The following is a 17,888-nucleotide window of genomic DNA, read 5'->3' on the forward strand; positions in this document are numbered from 1 at the left end:
CCCTACTCCGCCGCCTCGGCGACCGTATTGGGATCACGAACGCCTTCGTCGTCGGGGCGCCCCGCATAGTCGTCGATGCGCTTTTCGATCTCGTGGCGGAAATGCGTGATCAGGCCCTGGATCGGCCACGCCGCGGCGTCGCCGAGCGCGCAGATGGTGTGACCCTCGACCTGCTTCGACACCTCGAGCAGCATGTCGATCTCGCGCTTCTGCGCCCGCCCCTCGGCCATGCGCGACACCACGCGCCACATCCACCCCGTGCCCTCGCGGCAAGGCGTGCACTGGCCGCAGCTCTCGTGGCGATAGAAGTAGGAGATGCGCGCGATCGCCCGGACGATGTCGGTCGACTTGTCCATCACGATCACGGCCGCGGTGCCGAGGCCCGACTTCAGCTTCATCAGCGAGTCGAAGTCCATGGGCAGGTCGTTGCAGAGATCCGCCGGCAGGCAGCGCACCGACGAGCCGCCCGGGATGACGGCCAAGAGATTGTCCCAGCCGCCGCGCACGCCGCCGGCATGCCGCTCGATCAGCTCGCGCAGCGGGATGCCCATCTCCTCCTCGACGTTGCACGGCTTCTCGACGTGCCCGGAGATGCAGAACAGCTTCGTTCCCGTGTTGTTGGGCCGGCCGATCGAAGAGAACCACGACGCCCCGCGACGAAGAATCGTCGGGCCGACGGCGATGCTCTCGACATTGTTGACCGTGGTCGGGCAACCGTAGAGGCCGACATTGGCCGGAAACGGCGGCTTCAGCCGCGGCATGCCCTTCTTGCCCTCGAGGCTCTCCAGCAGCGCCGTCTCCTCGCCGCAGATATAGGCGCCGGCGCCGTGATGGACGTGGAGGTCGAAGTCGAAGCCGTGGATGTTGTTCTTGCCGATCAGCCGGGCCTCGTAGGCCTGGTCGATCGCCGCCTGCAGGCGCTCGCGCTCGCGCACGAACTCGCCGCGGACATAGATCCAGCCGGTCGAGGCGCCCATCGCGAAGCCGGCGACCAGGCAGCCCTCGATCAGCAGATGCGGATCGTGGCGGAGGATCTCGCGATCCTTGCAGGTGCCGGGCTCGGACTCGTCGGCGTTGACGACCAGATAGCTCGGCCGGCCGTCCGCCGAGGTCTTCGGCATGAACGACCATTTGAGGCCCGTCGGGAAGCCGGCGCCGCCGCGTCCGCGCAGGCCCGAGGCCTTGATCTCGGCGATGATGCCGTCGCGGCCTTTTTCCAAGAGCGCCTTGGTGCCGTCCCAGGCGCCGCGCTTGCGCGCGCCTTCGAGACCCCAGTCGTGGAGGCCGTACAGATTGGTGAAGATGCGATCGCGATCGTGCAGCATCATTCGCGCCTGGTGCTTCTGCCGCCGCGGGGACCGACCCCGACCGGCGGCTTGGGAACGGCCTCTTCACGCACATTGGCGGCCTCGCCCGGCCGCTTGGCGTCGCTGTCGGCGAGCGCCGGCTCCTTCGCGGTGGCCGGCGCGCCCGTCCCGGCCTCGCCGGTCAGCGTGGTCGGCCCGCCGACCGGCGCCGAGAACTGCCGGTCGATCTGCGGCCCGGTCTTCACCTCGCGGCCCGCCGCGAGATCGTCGAGCAGTTTGGCGAAGTTCTCCGGCGTCAGATCCTCGTAGTAGTCGTAGTTGATCTGGGCCATCGGGGCGTTGACGCAGGCGCCCAGGCATTCGACCTCGACCCAGGAGAACTGTCCGTCGGCCGTGACGTGATGCTCGTGGCCGATCTTCTCCTTGCAGACCTTCTTGAGCGCCTCGGCGCCGCGCAGCACGCAGGGCGTGGTGCCGCAGAGCTGGACGTGATGCTTGCCGACGGGCTCGAGGTTGAACATCGTGTAGAAGGTCGCGACCTCGAGCACCCGGATCACCGGCATGCCGAGCAGGCCCGCGACGTGCTCGATCGCCTTCTGCGGCACCCAGCCGCCGGCCTGCTCCTGCGCCCGCCACAAGAGCGGGATCACGGCGGAGGCCTGCCGGCCTTCCGGATACTTGGCGATCTGGCCCTTGACCCATTCGAGATTCGCCTCAGTGAAGGCGAATTCCGCGGGCTGCTGCTCGGCGGGCGCGAGACGACGGACGGCCATCTAGTGGATCTCCTTCCCGACCGGGGCCGGCCCGAGCAGCGCGTCGACCGCCACCGTCATCCCGGGCGGATCGAGCACGATGTCACCGTCCCGCAGGATGCGGGAATCGATCGTGCCTTGGTCGTTGCGGCGATGATGAACGACAATCCGCTTTTCCGAGAAGGCGATCAGATAGTGCCGGATGCTCGGAACGGTGAAGTAGTCGACGAACTTGCTCTGAACGTCGTCGCGCTCGCTCGATGGCGACACCACCTCGACGACGATCAGCGGCGAGTCGACGAGCATCGCGTCCAGGTCGACATCGACGCCGCATTGGACCGTGGCGTCCGGCTCGCGCACGGTTCGCTCGTCGATCGCGATCCCGGCCCCGTCGGTGAACACCGTGCAGGCCACCCCCGAACGCTGAACGGCCTCCCGCAGCGCGATGGCGATTGCGAGCTTCACGAGATTATGACGATTGCGTTCCGGCGACATGGCGACGACCTTCCCGTCGACCAGCTCGTAGCGCGCGGTCTCCGGCTGCCGCTCGCTCCAGGCGAGGAACTCCGACACCGTCATCGGAACCGAGGGAAGCGGCGCGTTCACCGATCGACCTCCCCGAACACCAGGTCGAGCGAGCCGATGATGGCGGTCATGTCGGCCAGCATGTGCCCCTTGCTGATGTGATCGATCGAGCTCAGATGGGCAAAGCCGGTCGCCCGGATCTTGCACTTGTAGGGCTTGTTGGTGCCGTCGGCGACCAGATAGACGCCGAGCTCGCCCTTCGGCGTCTCGGCCGCCGCGTAGACCTCGCCGGGCGGGACGTGGAAGCCCTCGGTGTAGAGCTTGAAATGGTGGATGAGCGACTCCATCGAGCGCTTCATCTCGCCCCGGCGCGGCGGCGTCACCTTGTTGTCGGTGGCGAGCACCGGCCCCTTCCCGTCCGGCTGCTTCAGCTTGGCGAGGCACTGCTTCATGATGCGGATCGACTGCCGCATCTCCTCCATGCGCACCAGATAGCGGTCGTAGCAGTCGCCGTGCTTGCCTACGGGTATGTCGAACTCCATCTCGTCGTAGCACTCGTAGGGCTGGGCGCGGCGCAGATCCCAGGCCCCGCCGGCGGCGCGCACGAGCGGGCCCGAATAGCCCCAGCCCCAGCACTCGTCGAGCGTCATGATCCCGATGTCGACCATGCGCTGCTTGAAGATGCGGTTCTCGGTGAGCAGCGCGTCGAGGTCGGCGATCATCCCCAGGCACGGGTCGCAGAACGCCTCGATGTCGTCGAGCAGCGCCTGCGGCACGTCCTGGTGCACGCCGCCCGGGCGGAAGTAGTTGGCGTGCATGCGGGCTCCCGAGGCGCGCTCGTAGAAGCCCATGATCTGCTCGCGGAACTCGAAGCCCCACAGCGGCGGCGTCAGCGCGCCGATGTCGAGCGCGCCGGTCGTGATGTTGAGGATGTGGTTCTTGATGCGGGTCAGCTCGAGGAACAGGACACGCAGCAGCTGGCCGCGACGCGGCACCTCGAGGCCGAGCAGCTTCTCGATCGCCATGCAGAAGACGTGCTCCTGCGACATCGGCGAGGAGTAGTCGAGGCGATCGAAATACGGGATCGCCTGCATGTAGGTCTTGTACTCGATCAGCTTCTCGGTGCCGCGATGGAGGAGACCGACATGCGGATCGGCCCGCTCCACCACCTCGCCGTCGAGGTCGAGCAGCAGCCGCAGCACGCCGTGCGCCGAGGGATGCTGCGGCCCGAAATTGATCGTGAAGCTGCGGACGGACGTTTCGGCCATGGCTCAGGTCGCCTGTGAGACGCGAGGAGCGAGGAGCGAGTAGCGAGTGGCGCGTGGCGCGTGGCGGCGAGGGCTCATGGCTGCGCTCACTTCGCCTTCTCGTCGCCCGGCAGTACGTAGTCGGTCCCTTCCCACGGCGACAGGAAGTCGAAGTTGCGGAACTCCTGGCCGAGCTGCACCTTCTCGTAGACGACGCGCTTCTGCTCGTCGTCCCAGCGCACCTCGAGGAACCCGGTCAGCGGGAAGTCCTTGCGCAGCGGGTGGCCCTCGAAACCGTAGTCGGTGAGGATGCGGCGCAGGTCCGGATGCCCGGTGAACACCACGCCGTAGAGATCGAAGACCTCGCGCTCGAACCAGTCGGCGCCGGGATAGACCGAGATGATCGACGGCACCGGCGTCGCCTCGTCGGTCTGGGTCTTGATCCGGATGCGCCAATTTTTGGTGGGCGACAGCAGGTGATAGACCACGTCGAAGCGCTTCGGCCGCTGCGGCCAGTCCACCGCCGTCACGTCGACGAAGCCGACGAAGGCGAAATCGGGATCGTCGCGCAGCCGCTTGGTGACCGTGACGATCTCGCTCGCGACGGCCGTGATCGTCAGCTCGCCGACGGCCACGCTGTACCCCGTCACGGCGCCCGGCAGCGCGCGCAGGACGCCCTGTCCGAGCTCGTCGAGCCTGTCCACGACGACCTTGTCGTCCATGCGATCCTCGCGCCTATCGTTCGATGGTGCCGGTACGGCGGATCTTCTTCTGGAGCAGCAGCACGCCGTAGAGCAGCGCCTCCGCGCTCGGCGGGCAGCCCGGGACGTAGACGTCGACCGGGACGATGCGGTCGCAACCGCGCACCACCGAGTAGGAGTAATAGTAGTATCCGCCGCCGTTGGCGCAGGAGCCCATGGAGATGACGTAGCGTGGCTCCGGCATCTGGTCGTAGACCTTGCGCATCGCCGGCGCCATCTTGTTGGTCAGCGTGCCGGCGACGATCATCACGTCGGACTGCCGCGGCGAGGCGCGCGGCGCGAAGCCGAATCGCTCGAGGTCGTAGCGCGGCATCGCCGCGTGGATCATCTCGATGGCGCAGCAGGCGAGCCCGAACTGCATCCACATCAGCGAGCCGGTGCGCGCCCAGTTGATGATCTCGTCGGTCGCCGTGACGATGAAGCCCTTGTCGGCGAGCTCGTCGTCGAGCCGCACGAAGAAGGGGTCGTCGGCCCCCACCGGCTTGCCGGTGCGCGGGTCGAGAACACCGGTCGCGGCCGGCGCCACCAGGGTCCGGTCGGATCGGGTCCGGTCGGTCAGTCCCATTCCAGGGCTCCCTTCTTCCATTCGTAGACGAAGCCGATGGTCAGGACACCGAGAAAGACCATCATCGACCAGAAACCGAACGAGCCGATCTCGCCGAACGCCGCCGCCCAGGGAAAAAGGAATGCAACCTCGAGGTCGAAAATGATGAACAGGATGGAGATGAGATAGAATCGGACGTCGAATTTCATACGGGCGTCGTCGAATGCGTTGAACCCACATTCATAGGCCGAGAGCTTCTCCGCGTCGGGATTCTTGTAGGCGATGAGGAACGGCGCGACCATCAGGCCGAGCACGATGACGACGGCGATGGCGACGAAGACCACGATCGGCAGATAGTCGAGCAGCAAGGCGTTCATTCGAGACCCCTGATCGCGATCGACATTCCGACGGGAGGGCGGCCCCTGCCGGCGGTCGTTCCCGTGCTTCTCGGTCCCGGACGGTTCCGGTCCGGGCACCCCCGCTGCGCCCGTGCCGCGGCATCCCAGGGCGATCGATTGGAGCGTTTCCAGGGCGGCGACGCGAGACGCTTACCGCAGTGCCCCACGGGCCGCAAGCGGCGCGGGTGCTGGAAGAAGGGGCAGCGGCTCTGCGTCGCCGGGGCATCCGTGCGTGGCGGACGATGCGGCCGGGGCGGCGCCGTGCAGGATCACTAAATAGGCACATCCCAAGGCATTTCCACCCGATCACGACACCTCCGGTGGTTGCGTTCAGGGCGCCGGAGACACACCGCGCCGGGTGCCGTTCACGGTATCATGCTGGGGATGGCTCCGTGCCGCAAGACGAGATGAAGCGAATCGACGTTCCGCGCCGTCCGCCGAAGACCTGCGGCCGACCGGATGACCGGAGACGTCCGGTCGCGAGCCCCCGCGCGGGCTAGGCGGCGCCTCGGCGCGCCCGCCCGCCTCACTCGGCCGCGCTCGCGACCGGCCCCTTGGCGGTGAGGTCGAGCACCACCTTGCACAGGCCCGGATCCTCCTGATCGTGTTCGATGCGGAAGCCGAGATCCGTGCACATGCGCAGCATCGTCGTGTTGTCGCGCAGCACCTGACCCTCGACCTCCGAGAGGCCCTCGGCCCGGGCATAGTCGATCATCCGCTGCATCAGCACCCAGCCGAGCCCCCTGCCCTTGAGGTCGGAGCGCACCAGCACGGCGTACTCGCCCTTCTCGTAGTTCGCGTCCGAGTGGATGCGCACGCCGCCCAGCATCTCGCCCGTGCGCTCCTCGATGGCGACGAAGGCCATGGCGCGGGCGTAGTCGATCTGCGTCATGCGGGCGATGAAGGTGTGGCTGAACTCCTTCACGGGCGCGAAGAAGCGCAGCCGCAGGTCGTGCTCGCTCACATGCTTGAAGAAGTCGAGATAGAGATGCTCGTCCTCCGGGCGGACCGGGCGCAGCAGCACGGGGTGGTCGTCCCAGCCCGGCACGCGCGTCTCGAGCTCCTTCGGATAGGGCCGCACGGCGAAGCGGCTGCGCGCCCCGGCCGCCACGGCCGCGATGGTGATCCGGCCGTCGACCGCGATCACGCCGCTCTCGTCGGCGAGCACCGGGTTGAGGTCGATCTCGCGGATCTCCGGCATGTCGGCGAGGAGCTGCGAGATCTTCACCAGCATCAGCTCGATCGCCTGGCGGTCGGCCGGCGGCACGTTGCGGTAGGCGCCGAGCAGCGGGCCGGCGCCGGTGCGGTCGACGAGGTCGCGGGCGAGCTTCATGTCGAGCGGCGGCAGCGCCAGCGCCTTGTCGTTGAGCACCTCGACCGCCATGCCACCGCGGCCGAACACCACGACGGGGCCGAAGATCGGATCCTCGGCGGCGCCGACGATCAGCTCGCGCGCCTTCGGCTTGACCACCATGGGATGGACCGTGACGCCGATCAGCCGTGCCGTCGGCATCGCCGCGCGGGCGCGTGCCAAGATATCCTCGGTCTCGCGGCGAACCGCCTCCTCGCTCAGGATGTTGAGGCGAACGCCGTCGATCTCCGACTTGTGGACGATGTCGGGCGACAGAACCTTGAGCACCACGGCCTGGCCCTTGGCCAGATAGGGCCGCGCCGCGCGCGCCGCCTCGAATCCGTTGCGGGCGAGGTGGCTCGGCGCGACCGGGATGCCGTAGGCGCCGAGCAGCGTCTCGATCTCGATCGGGTCGAGCCAGGTCTTGCCGGCGGCGAGCGCCTTGGTCACCACGTCGCGGGCCGTCTCGGTGTCGGAGACGAACTGGGTCGGCACGCTCGGCGGCGTCTCCATCAGCGAGTCGTTGGCCTCGCGGTAGTGGACCAGATGCATGAACCCGCGGATGGCCTCGGTCTCGCTGTCGTAGTGCGGGATGCCGGCCTGGTCGAAGATGCGGGTCGCCTCGCCGCGATCGCCCACCCAGACGCACAGCACCGGCTTGCGCATCATGCTGCGGGCGCGCTCGCGCTGAATCACCTCCACCACGGCGGCGGCCGACTCGGCCGGCGAGGCGAGCCCGGTCGGGCAGTTCATCACCAGCACGGCGTCGTTGTCGCGATCCGAGATCAATTGCTCGAGCACGGCGCGGTAGCGCTTGGCGTCGGCGTCGCCGATGAGATCGACCGGGTTGGAGCGCGACCAGCTCGTCGGCAGCACGGCGTCGAGCTCCGCGATCCGTTTCTCCGAGAGGGTCGCGAGCGTCCCGCCGAAGTCGATCAGCCGGTCGACGGCCAGAACCCCGATGCCGCCGCCATTGGTCATGATGGCGAGCCGCTTGCCCTCGAACGGGCTCAGATGGCCGAGCGTCTCGGCGGCGGCGAACAACTCGTCGAGGTCGAGCACGCGCAGGAGCCCGGCGCGTCGGAACGCCGCGTCGTAGACGGCATCGGCCCCGGCCAGCGCCCCGGTGTGCGTGGCGGCGGCGCGGGCCGCCTCGGTGTGGCGTCCCGACTTCACCACGATCACCGGCTTGACGCGCGCCGCACCGCGCGCCGCCGACATGAACTTGCGGACGTCGGTGATCGACTCGACATACATCAGGATGGCGCGGGTCTTGCGATCGAGCGCGAAGTAGTCGAGCAGGTCGCCGAAATCGACGTCGACGGCGTCGCCCATCGAGGCGACCGCCGAGAAGCCGATCGACCGGCTGCTCGCCCATTCCACCAGGCTCGAGGCGATGGCGCCCGACTGCGAGATCAGCGCCAGGTCGCCGACCTTCGGCATGCGGGTGGCGAAGCTGGCGTTGAGATTGAGGCTCGGCACCAGAACGCCGAGGCAGTTCGGCCCGAGCACCCGGAGGCCGTGCGGTCGCGCCGCCTGGGCGGTCGCCTCGGCGAGCGATCCGGGGCCGTGGCCGAGCCCGGAGGTGATGATCACGGCGGCCGGAATGCCGAGCGCGCCGGCCTTGGCGACCAGCCCCGGCACCTCGGCCGGCGGCGCCGTGACGATCAGCACGTCGGGCTTTCCGTCGAGCTGATCGAGGCTCGCCACCGCCGGCACACCGTCGATCTCGGCGTGGCGCGGATTGACGAGCTGCAGCCTGCCCTTGAAGCCGGCATCCCGAATGTTTCGAAGAACGATACGCCCGAGGGAGAGATCGCGCGGACTCGCTCCGGCGAGCGCCAGCGATTTCGGGGCGAAGAGCGACTGCAGTCGATAGGTGCTCATGGATTCGCCTCGTCTGGCGCCGAGAACCTGCAGCGGACAGATCCCCGGCAGAAGGGTCGGCTTCATGCAGCGATTTTCGCGATCCGCGAAAACACAGCATTGCTGCAACGCAAAACTACGAAGGCGGAGTGCAAACGAAAAGACGACGAACGGCGCAGGCGGCGTTGGGAAAATGGTCGGGCGGGAGACCAGGCGACCCCCGACTAATACAAAAAACGTCGACCATCTCGGGAGTTAAGCGCCAGCCCCACGGCTCTGTAGCCCGACTCGCGCGGACGCCGCATGCGCAGTTTACCGAAGGCGCGACCCAGCGCCGCGGTGGAGGCCCGTCATTCCGGGGCGCCGCGAAGCCGCGAGCCCGAAATCCATCACGCCCGTCCCGGTGGCTCACGATGGACAGGGATCATGGGGTCCGGGCGCGGCGCTGCGCGCCGCCCCGGAACGACCGACCTCGGGCCCAGGCGGCCCGACCGGATAGCTCGACGATCGCCTACCGCTTGATCGGCTCGAACGGCACCTTGAGCTCGCCCGACTTGTACTTGGCCGGGTGCAGGATCACCTGCTTGCCTTGCTTCTTGAACTGCTCGAGGTCGTTGCCCTCGATGCCGCGGTACTGGATCAGGAGGATGCGCGGCTCCGCCCATTCGCCGCGGTCGCCGAAGCCGATGTCGCCGACGATGGTGGTGAACTTCGTCTTGCGGATGTGATCGGCGAGCGCCTTGTCGTCGAGCGAGCCCACCGCCTGCACGGCGGCACCGAGGATCTGCATCTCCGAATAGGCGAAGGGCGGAATGTAGAGGCCGAGCGGGTCGACGCCGGCCGGCGCGGCGCGCTCGCGATACTTCACCAGGAACTGCTCGATGCCCGGGAACGTCATGGTCGGCTCGGGGACGTAGAGGTCGTAGGCGACGACGTTTTCCAGCATCGGCCCGAGCTGCTGCTTCAGCGCCGCGAACTGCAGCCCGATCATGCCGCCGCCGACCATCTTGGCGCCGAGCCCGACCTCGTGGACGGTGCGGATCATGCCGGCCGAGTCGGGCGGATAGGACGCGATGAACAGGAGATCCGGACTGGCCGCCTTGATGGCCCGCACGATCGGCGTGAAGTCGACCGTGGAGGGAGGATAGGTGCGGTCGTAGACGATGCGGAAGCCGGCCTTCTTGGCGTTTTCACGCGCACCTTCGAGCGCCAGGATCGAGAACTCGGCGTCGGCCCCGACCAGCGCGACCGTGCGCGGCTTCGGGTCGAGCTTGCCGGCCAGCTCGAAATAACCCTTGGAGAACTCGAACTTCGCCTCCGGCCCGTTGGGCTGGATCTGGAAGTAGCGGTCGTAGCGGAACTGATCGTTGGCGGCGAGCGCGAACAGCGACATGAACAGCTTGCCGCGCTGGATCACCACCGGCATGGCGGCCGCGGTCGGCACCGTGGCGTAGCCGGAGATCACCAGGTCGACCTTGTCGACGTCGAGCAGCTTCGTATAGATGCCCGGCACGGTCGCCGGATTGGACTGGTCGTCGTAATAGACGAGCTCGATCTTGCGGCCGAGCAGGCCGCCCTTCTGGTTCATCTCCTCGGCCCAGATCTGATAGGCGAGCAGCGCCGCGCGACCGCCGCCGGCCAGCCCGCCGGTCAGCGCCATGCTGAACCCGATCTTGATCGGAGCGCCCTGCCCGGCCGCCGGCACCGAAAGGGCTGCGAGCGTGCCGGCGAGCGCCGTGCCGCCGCGGACGAGCGTCTCGCGTCGCGTGAAGTCGGTCACTGTGTTTCTCTCCCTTGGCCGCTCCCGTCCCGACCCGTTCTGATCCGCGAGACGAGGCTCGGGATCGACGGTGCCGGCGGAGCGATCCTGTTCGTTGGTCGCCTGTCGACGATAGGTCGGCGAGAGCGCCGGGGCAACGGCGGCGGTGGCGCCTGGATCAGGGGGACTCGGCGCGACGCGCGTAGGCGTCGAGCCGGTCCGGCCCGAGCATCTCGGTCGCCTGCAGGGCGAGCGCCGGCCCCGCGGTCAGTGCCGTAAGCGAAAGCCCCTCCAGCGGATCGACGCCGTCCGGGCCGATCACCGCCGGCCCGTGCAGCAGCACGGCGGCGTCGATCAGATCGGCGCGCAGGAGCGCGGCCGCGACGGTGGGACCGCCCTCGACCAGCAGCCGGGTGACGCCGAGGCCGCCGAGCGCCCGCAGCGCCGCGGCCGGATCGACGCCCGGCCCCGTCTCGGCCGGCGCGACATGGATCAGATGCGCGCCGGCCTCGCGCATCCGCGCCGCCGGGTCGGCCGGCACGTCGGGCCGCGTCACGATCCACAGCGGCGTTTCTCGCGCCGTGTTCACCAGCCGGGACGTCGGCGGCAGCCGCAGCGTGGCATCCATCACCACCCGCACCGGCGAGCGATGGGCGAGGCCCGGCAGCCGACAGGTGAGCAGCGGGTCGTCGGACAGCGCGGTGCCGATCCCGACCAGGATCGCGTCGTTCATGGCGCGCATCAGGTGGACGCGCATAGTGGCGGCCGGCCCGGTGATCGCCACCGGCCGCCGTCCGGCCAGCGCCACCTTGCCGTCGGCCGAGAGCGCCATCTTCAGCGTGACGTGCGGCCGCCCCTCCACCACGCGCCGGACGTGGCCGGCATGGGCCGCGACGGCCTCCGCGGCGCCGACCCCGACGTCCACGGCGATACCGGCGTCGCGCAGGATGGCGTGGCCGCGCCCGGCCACCCGCGTGTCGGGATCCGCGATCGCCGAGACGACGCGCGCGATGCCGGCCGCCCGGATCGCATCGACGCAGGGCGGCGTCTTGCCGTGATGCGAGCACGGCTCCAGCGTCACATAGAGGGTCGCGCCGCGGGCGAGGTCGCCGGCGCGCTCCAGCGCCTCGGTCTCGGCATGCGGACGGCCGCCCGGCTGCGTCCAGCCGCGGCCGACGATGCGCGGCGTGCCGCCGTCGAACCGCACCACCACGGCGCCGACCGCCGGGTTCGGCCAGGTGTTGCCGAGCCCCCGCCGGCCGAGCGCCAGCGCCAGCGCCATGAAGCGAGCGTCGAGGGCGGGATCGGCGGGTGTGTTTTTCGGCACGGCCACGGCGGTTCTGCAAGGTTCGGACGACGGGTCGCGACCATGCCGGGCCGCCCGTCGCGTCGCAAGCGTGTCGCGCGAATTCCGCATTTCCGCTCCGTAATCGGCGGCATGGACGCCCGCCCGGGCCGGGTCTCTAATCCCCTCGCCCCCGCCTCTCGGCCGCGCGTTCCTTCGCGCGCGGCGATCCGGAGTTCATCGATGAAAACCTTCGTGCTGGTGCACGGGGCGTGGCACGGCGGCTGGTGCTGGCGCCGCGTCTCCGACCTGCTCGTCGAACAAGGACACCGCGTGTTCACCCCGACCCTCACCGGGCTCGGCGAGCGCAGTCATCTGCTCGGCCCGACGGTCGGGCTCGACACCCATGTCACCGACGTCGTCAACGTGTTCAAATGGGAGCGGCTCGAGGACGTGATTCTGGTCGGCCACTCCTATGCGGGATTCATCCTCTCGGGCGTCGCCGAGCAGGTCGCCGACAAGATCGGCGCGCTGGTGTTCCTCGACGCCTTCATGCCGGAGAACGGCTCGGCCATGATCGACGGCACGTCGCAGGGTGTCCGCGACGCCATCGCGGCCGCGCCGCAGACCGGCGAGATCGCGCTGAAGCCCTACCCGGCCGCGGCACTCGGCGTCGCCGAGCCCGACCGGCCGTGGGTCGACGGCCTGTGCACGCCGCATCCGATGAAGACCTACACGGACCGCATGGTCCTCACCGGCGCGCGCGACAAGGTCGCCAAGAAGGTGTTCATCCGCGCCAAGGGCTTCCCCAGCGCCGCCTTCGACGCCGTGACGGCGAAGCTCGCCGCCGACCCGTCGTGGAAGATGGAGGAGCTCGCCTGCGGTCACGACGCCATGGTGGCCGACCCACAGGGCGTCGCCCGCATCCTGCTGGCGGTGTGAACGGCGTCATCCCGGGGCGCGGACCGCAAGGTCCGCGAGCTCGGAATCCATACGCCCGGTATCAGTGACTCACGACAGACAGGGCGTATGGATCCCGGGCTCGCGCCTCACAGCGCGCCCCGGGACGACCGAGTTCGCGAGTCCCCCTCACGCCCGCGAGATGCGGGCCGGCAGGCCCTGGCGCACCGAGGTGCCGGAGACCGGGTCGAGCCACACCGACAGATCCTTGCGGGTCGGATCCGACAGGCCGAGGTCGTTGAGGTTGATGCCGGCGCCGAGCGCCCGTCCGTCGGCCTGGCGGATCCCGCCGATCTGGTGTGACCGCGCCCCGAACTCGGTGTGGCCGAAGCCGTGCTCCACGGCGACGACGCCGCGCATCACCCCCTTGCGGACCAGTGCGGTGCCGACCACGGTGCCGCCCGGCGTGGCGATTTTCACCTTGTCGCCGTTGGCGATGCCGAGTCGGGCCGCGTCGTCGGCATGCAGGGCGACCGGGTTCTCCGGATGGATGCCGCGCAGCCGGTCGAGCCCGATCGTGTAGGCGCTCATCAGCACGGATTTCTGGCTGATCAGCAGCATCGGCCACTCCGTCTCGGAATAGACGCTCCGCATCGGCGTTCCGTCGCAGAACGACGGCGGTGTCCATTGCGGCACGCCGGAGTGGCGCTTGCCGGTCATCGAGCTTTTGGCCGTGCCGACCTGCTCGTTGTAGAGCGTCAGGGCCGGCGCGAATTTCTGGGCCATGCGGTCGCCCTCGTAGGCCTGCCCGTAGGGCTGGTAACGGCCGCCGCGGGAAAAAACGTGCGCGGCCTTGCGCCACTCCTCGGACTTCAGCGTCGCCTGCAGGGCCGGCACGTGGCGGGCGAAGCCGGTCAGCGCGACGTCCTCGTCGGTCGCGTCGGCGACCGGCTTCTGGCCCGCGAAGGCGACATTGGCGGCGGCGCGGAAGAACCAGTCGGTCGGCTTGTCGAGCGACAGCAGCGTGCCGCCGGCGTCCGCCATGGCATTCGGCCCGAAGCCCGGCAGGCCGAGCGCCTTTGCGAGCGCGATGAAGAACGCCTCCATGGAGATCGGCTCGCCGTCGGCCGTCCTCGCGTTCTTGGAGTCCACCACGGGCCAGCGCGCCGTCGAGGTGCGGCTCGGCACCGCGTGCCAGGGCGCGGCGAAGCCCCAGGTCTCGAACAGCAGCGTGTCCGGCAGGATGTAGTCGGCGAACGCCCCGGTCTCGTTGATGAACGGGTCGATCGAGACGATCAGCGGCAGCCTTTTCGGATCCTTCAGGGCCGTCGCCACGGCGCCCTTGAGGCCCGGAATGCCGTAGATCGGGTTGGCGTTCCAGACGAACAGTGCCTTGAGCGGATACGGATAGCCGTTGAGCGCGCTGGTCAGCCACTCCGAGCCGAGCTGCGGCGCGGCCGGATACCACGGCGCCTGCGACGGATACGGCTTGCCGGCGTCCTTCTTGCGCTTGAACTCGCTCGAACGCTCGTAGGGCACATTGCGCGACAGCGGCGTTCCCTTCGGCGTCACCTGGCCCGGGAAGCCGTCGAGGTCGTAGCGCGGCCCCTTGCCTTCCGCCGGGAAGGCGCCGCCCGGCACCATCGTGCCGCCCTTCACGTTGATGTTGCCGATCAGCGTGTTGAGGGTGACGAGCGCGAAGGCGTTGTAGAAGCCGTTGCCCGCCATGGTGCCGCCATGGGTGTTCACGGCGGCCTTCTTGCCGTGGCTGGTGAACTCCTCGGCGAGCCCCGCCAGCGTCTCGGCCGGGATGCCGCAGACCACCGCATATTCTTCCAACGTGAAGCGCCGCGCGCTTTCGGCGTAGAGATCGAACGACGACCGCAGACGGATCGGCTTGTCGCCGACCATGTAGGCGTCGTTCACGAACAGCGCGGCCGGACCGGCGAGCGCCGTGTGCGGCACGAGCTGCCCGGTCGCCGGATCGACGACGACGAACGGATCCTTGTCGGCGTATTTCTCCCCGTCGATCGTGAGCCCGATGTCGGACCCGCGCAGCATGAAGCCGTCGCGCGGGTGACCGGGCTCGGCGACGACGAGATGCGTGGCGTTGCTCCAGCCGGCCTCGCCGGCGGCGGCCGCCGCCTTCGGGTTCGGTTGCGTCAGGAAGGTTCGGTCGTAACGCTCGTTGTCGATGATCCAGCGGGCCAGCGCCATGGCGAAGGCGCCGTCGGTCGCCGGCTTGATCGGGATCCAGCGGCCGCGATGCTTGGCCGCGAGGCTGTCGGAGTGGCCGATCGCCGGATCGACGACGACGTAGCGCAGCGTGCCGTCGGTGCGGCCCTTGGCGACCATGGCGGCCTGCCGCTTGAACGGGTTGCCGGCATTGGCCGGCGCCGTGCCGCAGAAGATGATGAACTCGCAATTGGCGAAGTCGGGCTTCGCATGCGGCAGCGTCTTGACGTTGCCCATCGCGGCGGCGGAGCCGGACCGGTAGGAGCCGCCGCAATAGCCGCCGTGGCCGATGAAGTTGAGCGAGCCGAACGCCTTCTGCACGAAGCGCCGGGCGAAGTTCTCACGGCCCTCGTTGGTCGACGACAGGAGCCCGACCTGATTGACCTTCGGCCCGAACTCCGGCGCCTTCGGATCGATCGGATCGAAGCTGCGCAGCGCACGCAGGCCGTCGACAGGGCCCTCGCCGAACAGATCGCCGCCCTCGACGACCTCGCGCACCATCTGCTCGAACGAGATCGGCTGCCAGCGACCCTCGCCGCGCGGGCCGACGCGCTTCAGCGGCTGGGTGATGCGATACGGGCTCGTCATCCAGCCGAGCATCGCCGAGCCGCGCCCGCAGGTGGTCGAGCGGCCGTCGAGCCCCTTCTCGCCGGCGCGCGACACCGCGACGAAACTATCCCGGATCGACATGTCGGGCGGCAGCGGCGGATCGGCGGAGAGCGGGTGGAACGGATTGCCGGCGACGCGCAGCACCGCGCCGCTCGTCTTGTCGACCCGCACCCGGACGCCACAGTAGGTCGTGCAGCCCATGCACATCACATAGGAGACCTGCTGGTCCGGATTCGGCGTCAGCTGGCCGGTCGCGGGATCGACCGTGAACTCGGGCGTCAGCGAGGCGCCGTGGATGTCGGCCGCCTTGGCCTTGGGCGCGAGCGAGTCGACGACGCCTTCGACCACCTTGCGGCCGGTCTCGGCATAGCCGGCCGCGAAGGCCCCGAGCCCGCCGACGGCGACGCCGGTCTTCAGAAGGGTTCTGCGGTCCATGGTGGATCTCCTACTCGGCGGGGGCGAGCGCCGACCGCACCCGCGTCGATGCGGCGTCGGGCAGCAGCGTGGTGATCAGGACGAAGACGAACAGCCACAGGCCGAGCGAGCCGGCGATGCCGAGCAGGCCGTCGTGACCGAGCGGGAGCTGGTAGGCGTAGAGGCCGGCACCGGTCTTCGGCACGGTCTGGCCGCCGATGAACACGGTCCAGCGGAACATCCAGGCGGCGTGCAGGCCGAAGAGGCCGACCAGCCAGGCCCAGCCGGGCGGCCGCAGCCACAGGAGCAGGAGCGGCAGCAGGGTCGCGGCGGCGGCCCACACGGCCGTCATCTGCCAGGCGCGATGGCCGGCGACGCTGTCGAGCGCGCGGGCATGCGTGTCGCTGAGCCCGAAGGCGCCGAGGGCGTACCAGACGAGACCGAGCGCGACGGTGGCGAGGAGGCCCGCCGTCATCCAGCGCGCCGCGATCGCGTCGCCGGCGAGCGTCGCGTCGCCGCGCAGCCGGGCGATCAGCAGGGTCAGGCCGGCCGCGCCCGTGACCGCCGTGGCGGCGAACTGCAGCGGCAGCACCGGCGTGTTCCACAGCGGCCGCGCCCGCACCACCATGGTCTCCATGCCGGTGTAGAGCAGGATCAGCAGCCCGAACACGACGGTCCAGCCGGCGAACACTTTGGTGAGCCGCGGGCTCGGCGTGCCGCCCATGGCGATCAGGCGGCGCAGCCGCGACACGAGGTCGTCGCCCTGCCCGGCCGCGGCGAGGCCGCCACGCAGCGCCGCCCAGGCGAAGGCGAGCAGGCCGGCGACGTAGCACGGGATGAAGAACGCCCCCCACGCCATCCAAGAGCCGAGATTGGGGCTCGCATAGAAGCGCCAGAAGCGGCCGGGCTGATGCAGATCGGCGAGCAGCGCGACCGGCGCGACGAGCCCGCAGGCGAGCGCCCCGATCAGCGCGTTCTTGGCGAAGCCGCGCTGGCTGCGCGCCCCGAGCGCCAGGCCCGGCACCGAGACGAGAAAGCCCGCCACCGACAGGCCGACCAGGAAGAAATACTGCACGGCCCAGGGCAGCCAGGTGACGTCGCGCGAGACGTTGACGACTTCGAGGATGGTCATGCGTGCGTCTCCCGGTGCGACGGGTGCCACAAGGTGGGCTCGCCCTCGACCTTTCCCGTCAGCCGGTCGTCGAGGCCGAGATAGAAGACGTGCGGACGGGTGCCGAGCTCGGGCTTGAGCACCTTGGCGTCGCCCTTCGCCACCAGCTTCGCGACGGCGCTCTGCGGGTCGTCGAGATCACCAAAAATGCGGGCGCCGCCGACGCAGGATTCGACGCAGGCCGGCAACAGCCCCGCCTCCACCCGGTGGGCGCAGAACGTGCACTTGTCGGCCTTCTGGGTCGTCGCGTTGATGAAGCGCGCGTCGTAGGGGCAGGCCTGGACGCAGTAGGCGCAGCCGACGCAGGCGTTGGCGTCGACCACCACGATGCCGTCGGGCCTCTGGAAGGTGGCGCCGACCGGGCAGACCGGCAGGCAGGGCGCGTCGGCGCAGTGGTTGCACAGCCGCGGCAGCATCACCATGGCGGCGCGGTTGTTCTCCTGCACCTCGTAGGTCGAGACGATGGTGCGGAAACTGTCCTCCGGCACGGCGTTCTCGTGGATGCAGGACACCGTGCAGGACTGGCAGCCGATGCACTTCGCGACATCGACCACCATGGCGAAGCGCGGCTTGTGTCCGGACGATGCGGCAGCGCCTGCGCCGACCGCGCCGGCCCCGGCAGCCGCGGTCGGCGCGGCGCTCGCGGCCGTGGCGACGCTTGCCGCACCGACCGTCACGGCGCCGAGGGTTCTGAAGAAATCACGTCTCGTATCGGCCATGCCGGGCTCCTCCTCGTCGGAGCGCCACGACGCGCAAACGCGCGC

The 17,888-nt window shown here is 69.3% G+C and carries 14 protein-coding genes; 1 reads left to right on the forward strand and 13 read right to left on the reverse strand.

From position 1 onward, the window contains the following. Window positions 1–2 precede the first annotated feature (2 nt). The 10 genes from nuoF to ribD form a co-directional block, all read right to left on the reverse strand. Entirely contained in the window at window positions 3–1,325 is a 1,323-nt protein-coding gene (gene nuoF / locus ACFSOX_RS12970; protein WP_378478328.1) for an NADH-quinone oxidoreductase subunit NuoF, read from the reverse strand. Next, the gene (nuoE, locus tag ACFSOX_RS12975; RefSeq protein WP_378478234.1) at window positions 1,325–2,080 is read right to left on the reverse strand and encodes an NADH-quinone oxidoreductase subunit NuoE; all 756 of its coding nucleotides are present in this window, start codon (window positions 2,078–2,080) and stop codon (window positions 1,325–1,327) included. The genes nuoF and nuoE overlap by 1 nt, the downstream gene beginning before the upstream one ends. After that, window positions 2,081–2,665, reverse strand: a complete 585-nt coding sequence (locus ACFSOX_RS12980; protein WP_378478235.1) for a Uma2 family endonuclease — start codon at window positions 2,663–2,665, stop codon at window positions 2,081–2,083. It lies immediately after the preceding gene. Further along, window positions 2,662–3,852, reverse strand: a complete 1,191-nt coding sequence (locus ACFSOX_RS12985) for an NADH-quinone oxidoreductase subunit D (protein WP_378478236.1) — start codon at window positions 3,850–3,852, stop codon at window positions 2,662–2,664. Before ACFSOX_RS12985 ends, ACFSOX_RS12980 begins: the two co-directional genes overlap by 4 nt. Before the next feature lie 86 nt (window positions 3,853–3,938). After that, window positions 3,939–4,553 (reverse strand): NADH-quinone oxidoreductase subunit C, encoded by a 615-nt coding sequence (locus ACFSOX_RS12990; protein ID WP_378478237.1) that lies wholly within the window; start codon window positions 4,551–4,553, stop codon window positions 3,939–3,941. Window positions 4,554–4,566: 13 nt separating this feature from the next. Then, window positions 4,567–5,178: a NuoB/complex I 20 kDa subunit family protein gene (locus tag ACFSOX_RS12995; RefSeq protein ID WP_378478238.1), complete on the reverse strand. Its 612-nt coding sequence runs from the start codon at window positions 5,176–5,178 to the stop codon at window positions 4,567–4,569. After that, entirely contained in the window at window positions 5,148–5,513 is a 366-nt protein-coding gene (locus tag ACFSOX_RS13000) for an NADH-quinone oxidoreductase subunit A (RefSeq protein WP_378478239.1), read from the reverse strand. Before ACFSOX_RS13000 ends, ACFSOX_RS12995 begins: the two co-directional genes overlap by 31 nt. A gap of 547 nt (window positions 5,514–6,060) precedes the next feature. Continuing rightward, window positions 6,061–8,772, reverse strand: coding sequence for a bifunctional acetate--CoA ligase family protein/GNAT family N-acetyltransferase (locus tag ACFSOX_RS13005; RefSeq protein ID WP_378478240.1), 2,712 nt, complete (start codon window positions 8,770–8,772; stop codon window positions 6,061–6,063). A 490-nt stretch (window positions 8,773–9,262) separates the two neighbouring features. Continuing rightward, a complete protein-coding gene (locus ACFSOX_RS13010; RefSeq protein WP_378478241.1) occupies window positions 9,263–10,531 on the reverse strand; it encodes an amino acid ABC transporter substrate-binding protein in 1,269 nt (422 codons plus the stop codon). Window positions 10,532–10,688: 157 nt separating this feature from the next. Beyond that, a complete protein-coding gene (ribD, locus tag ACFSOX_RS13015; protein ID WP_378478329.1) occupies window positions 10,689–11,792 on the reverse strand; it encodes a bifunctional diaminohydroxyphosphoribosylaminopyrimidine deaminase/5-amino-6-(5-phosphoribosylamino)uracil reductase RibD in 1,104 nt (367 codons plus the stop codon). A 246-nt stretch (window positions 11,793–12,038) separates the two neighbouring features. On the opposite strand from ribD, the gene ACFSOX_RS13020 reads away from it, so the two are divergent. Further along, on the forward strand, window positions 12,039–12,737 hold the full coding sequence (locus ACFSOX_RS13020; protein WP_378478242.1) for an alpha/beta fold hydrolase: 699 nt from the start codon (window positions 12,039–12,041) through the stop codon (window positions 12,735–12,737). A gap of 147 nt (window positions 12,738–12,884) precedes the next feature. On the opposite strand, the gene ACFSOX_RS13025 is transcribed toward ACFSOX_RS13020, so the two are convergent. Genes ACFSOX_RS13025 through dsrO form a run of 3 tightly spaced genes read right to left on the reverse strand, consistent with a single transcriptional unit; the run spans window position 12,885 to window position 17,843 of the window. Further along, entirely contained in the window at window positions 12,885–15,974 is a 3,090-nt protein-coding gene (locus ACFSOX_RS13025; RefSeq protein WP_378478243.1) for a molybdopterin dinucleotide binding domain-containing protein, read from the reverse strand. Between the two features lie 10 nt (window positions 15,975–15,984). After that, entirely contained in the window at window positions 15,985–17,085 is a 1,101-nt protein-coding gene (gene nrfD, locus ACFSOX_RS13030; protein WP_378478244.1) for an NrfD/PsrC family molybdoenzyme membrane anchor subunit, read from the reverse strand. Next, the gene (gene dsrO, locus ACFSOX_RS13035; protein ID WP_378478245.1) at window positions 17,082–17,843 is read right to left on the reverse strand and encodes a sulfate reduction electron transfer complex DsrMKJOP subunit DsrO; all 762 of its coding nucleotides are present in this window, start codon (window positions 17,841–17,843) and stop codon (window positions 17,082–17,084) included. Before dsrO ends, nrfD begins: the two co-directional genes overlap by 4 nt. Window positions 17,844–17,888: the final 45 nt, after the last annotated feature.

The organism is Rhodoplanes azumiensis (genome assembly GCF_042682915.1).
GTDB classification, from domain to species: Bacteria; Pseudomonadota; Alphaproteobacteria; order Rhizobiales; family Xanthobacteraceae; genus Rhodoplanes; species Rhodoplanes azumiensis.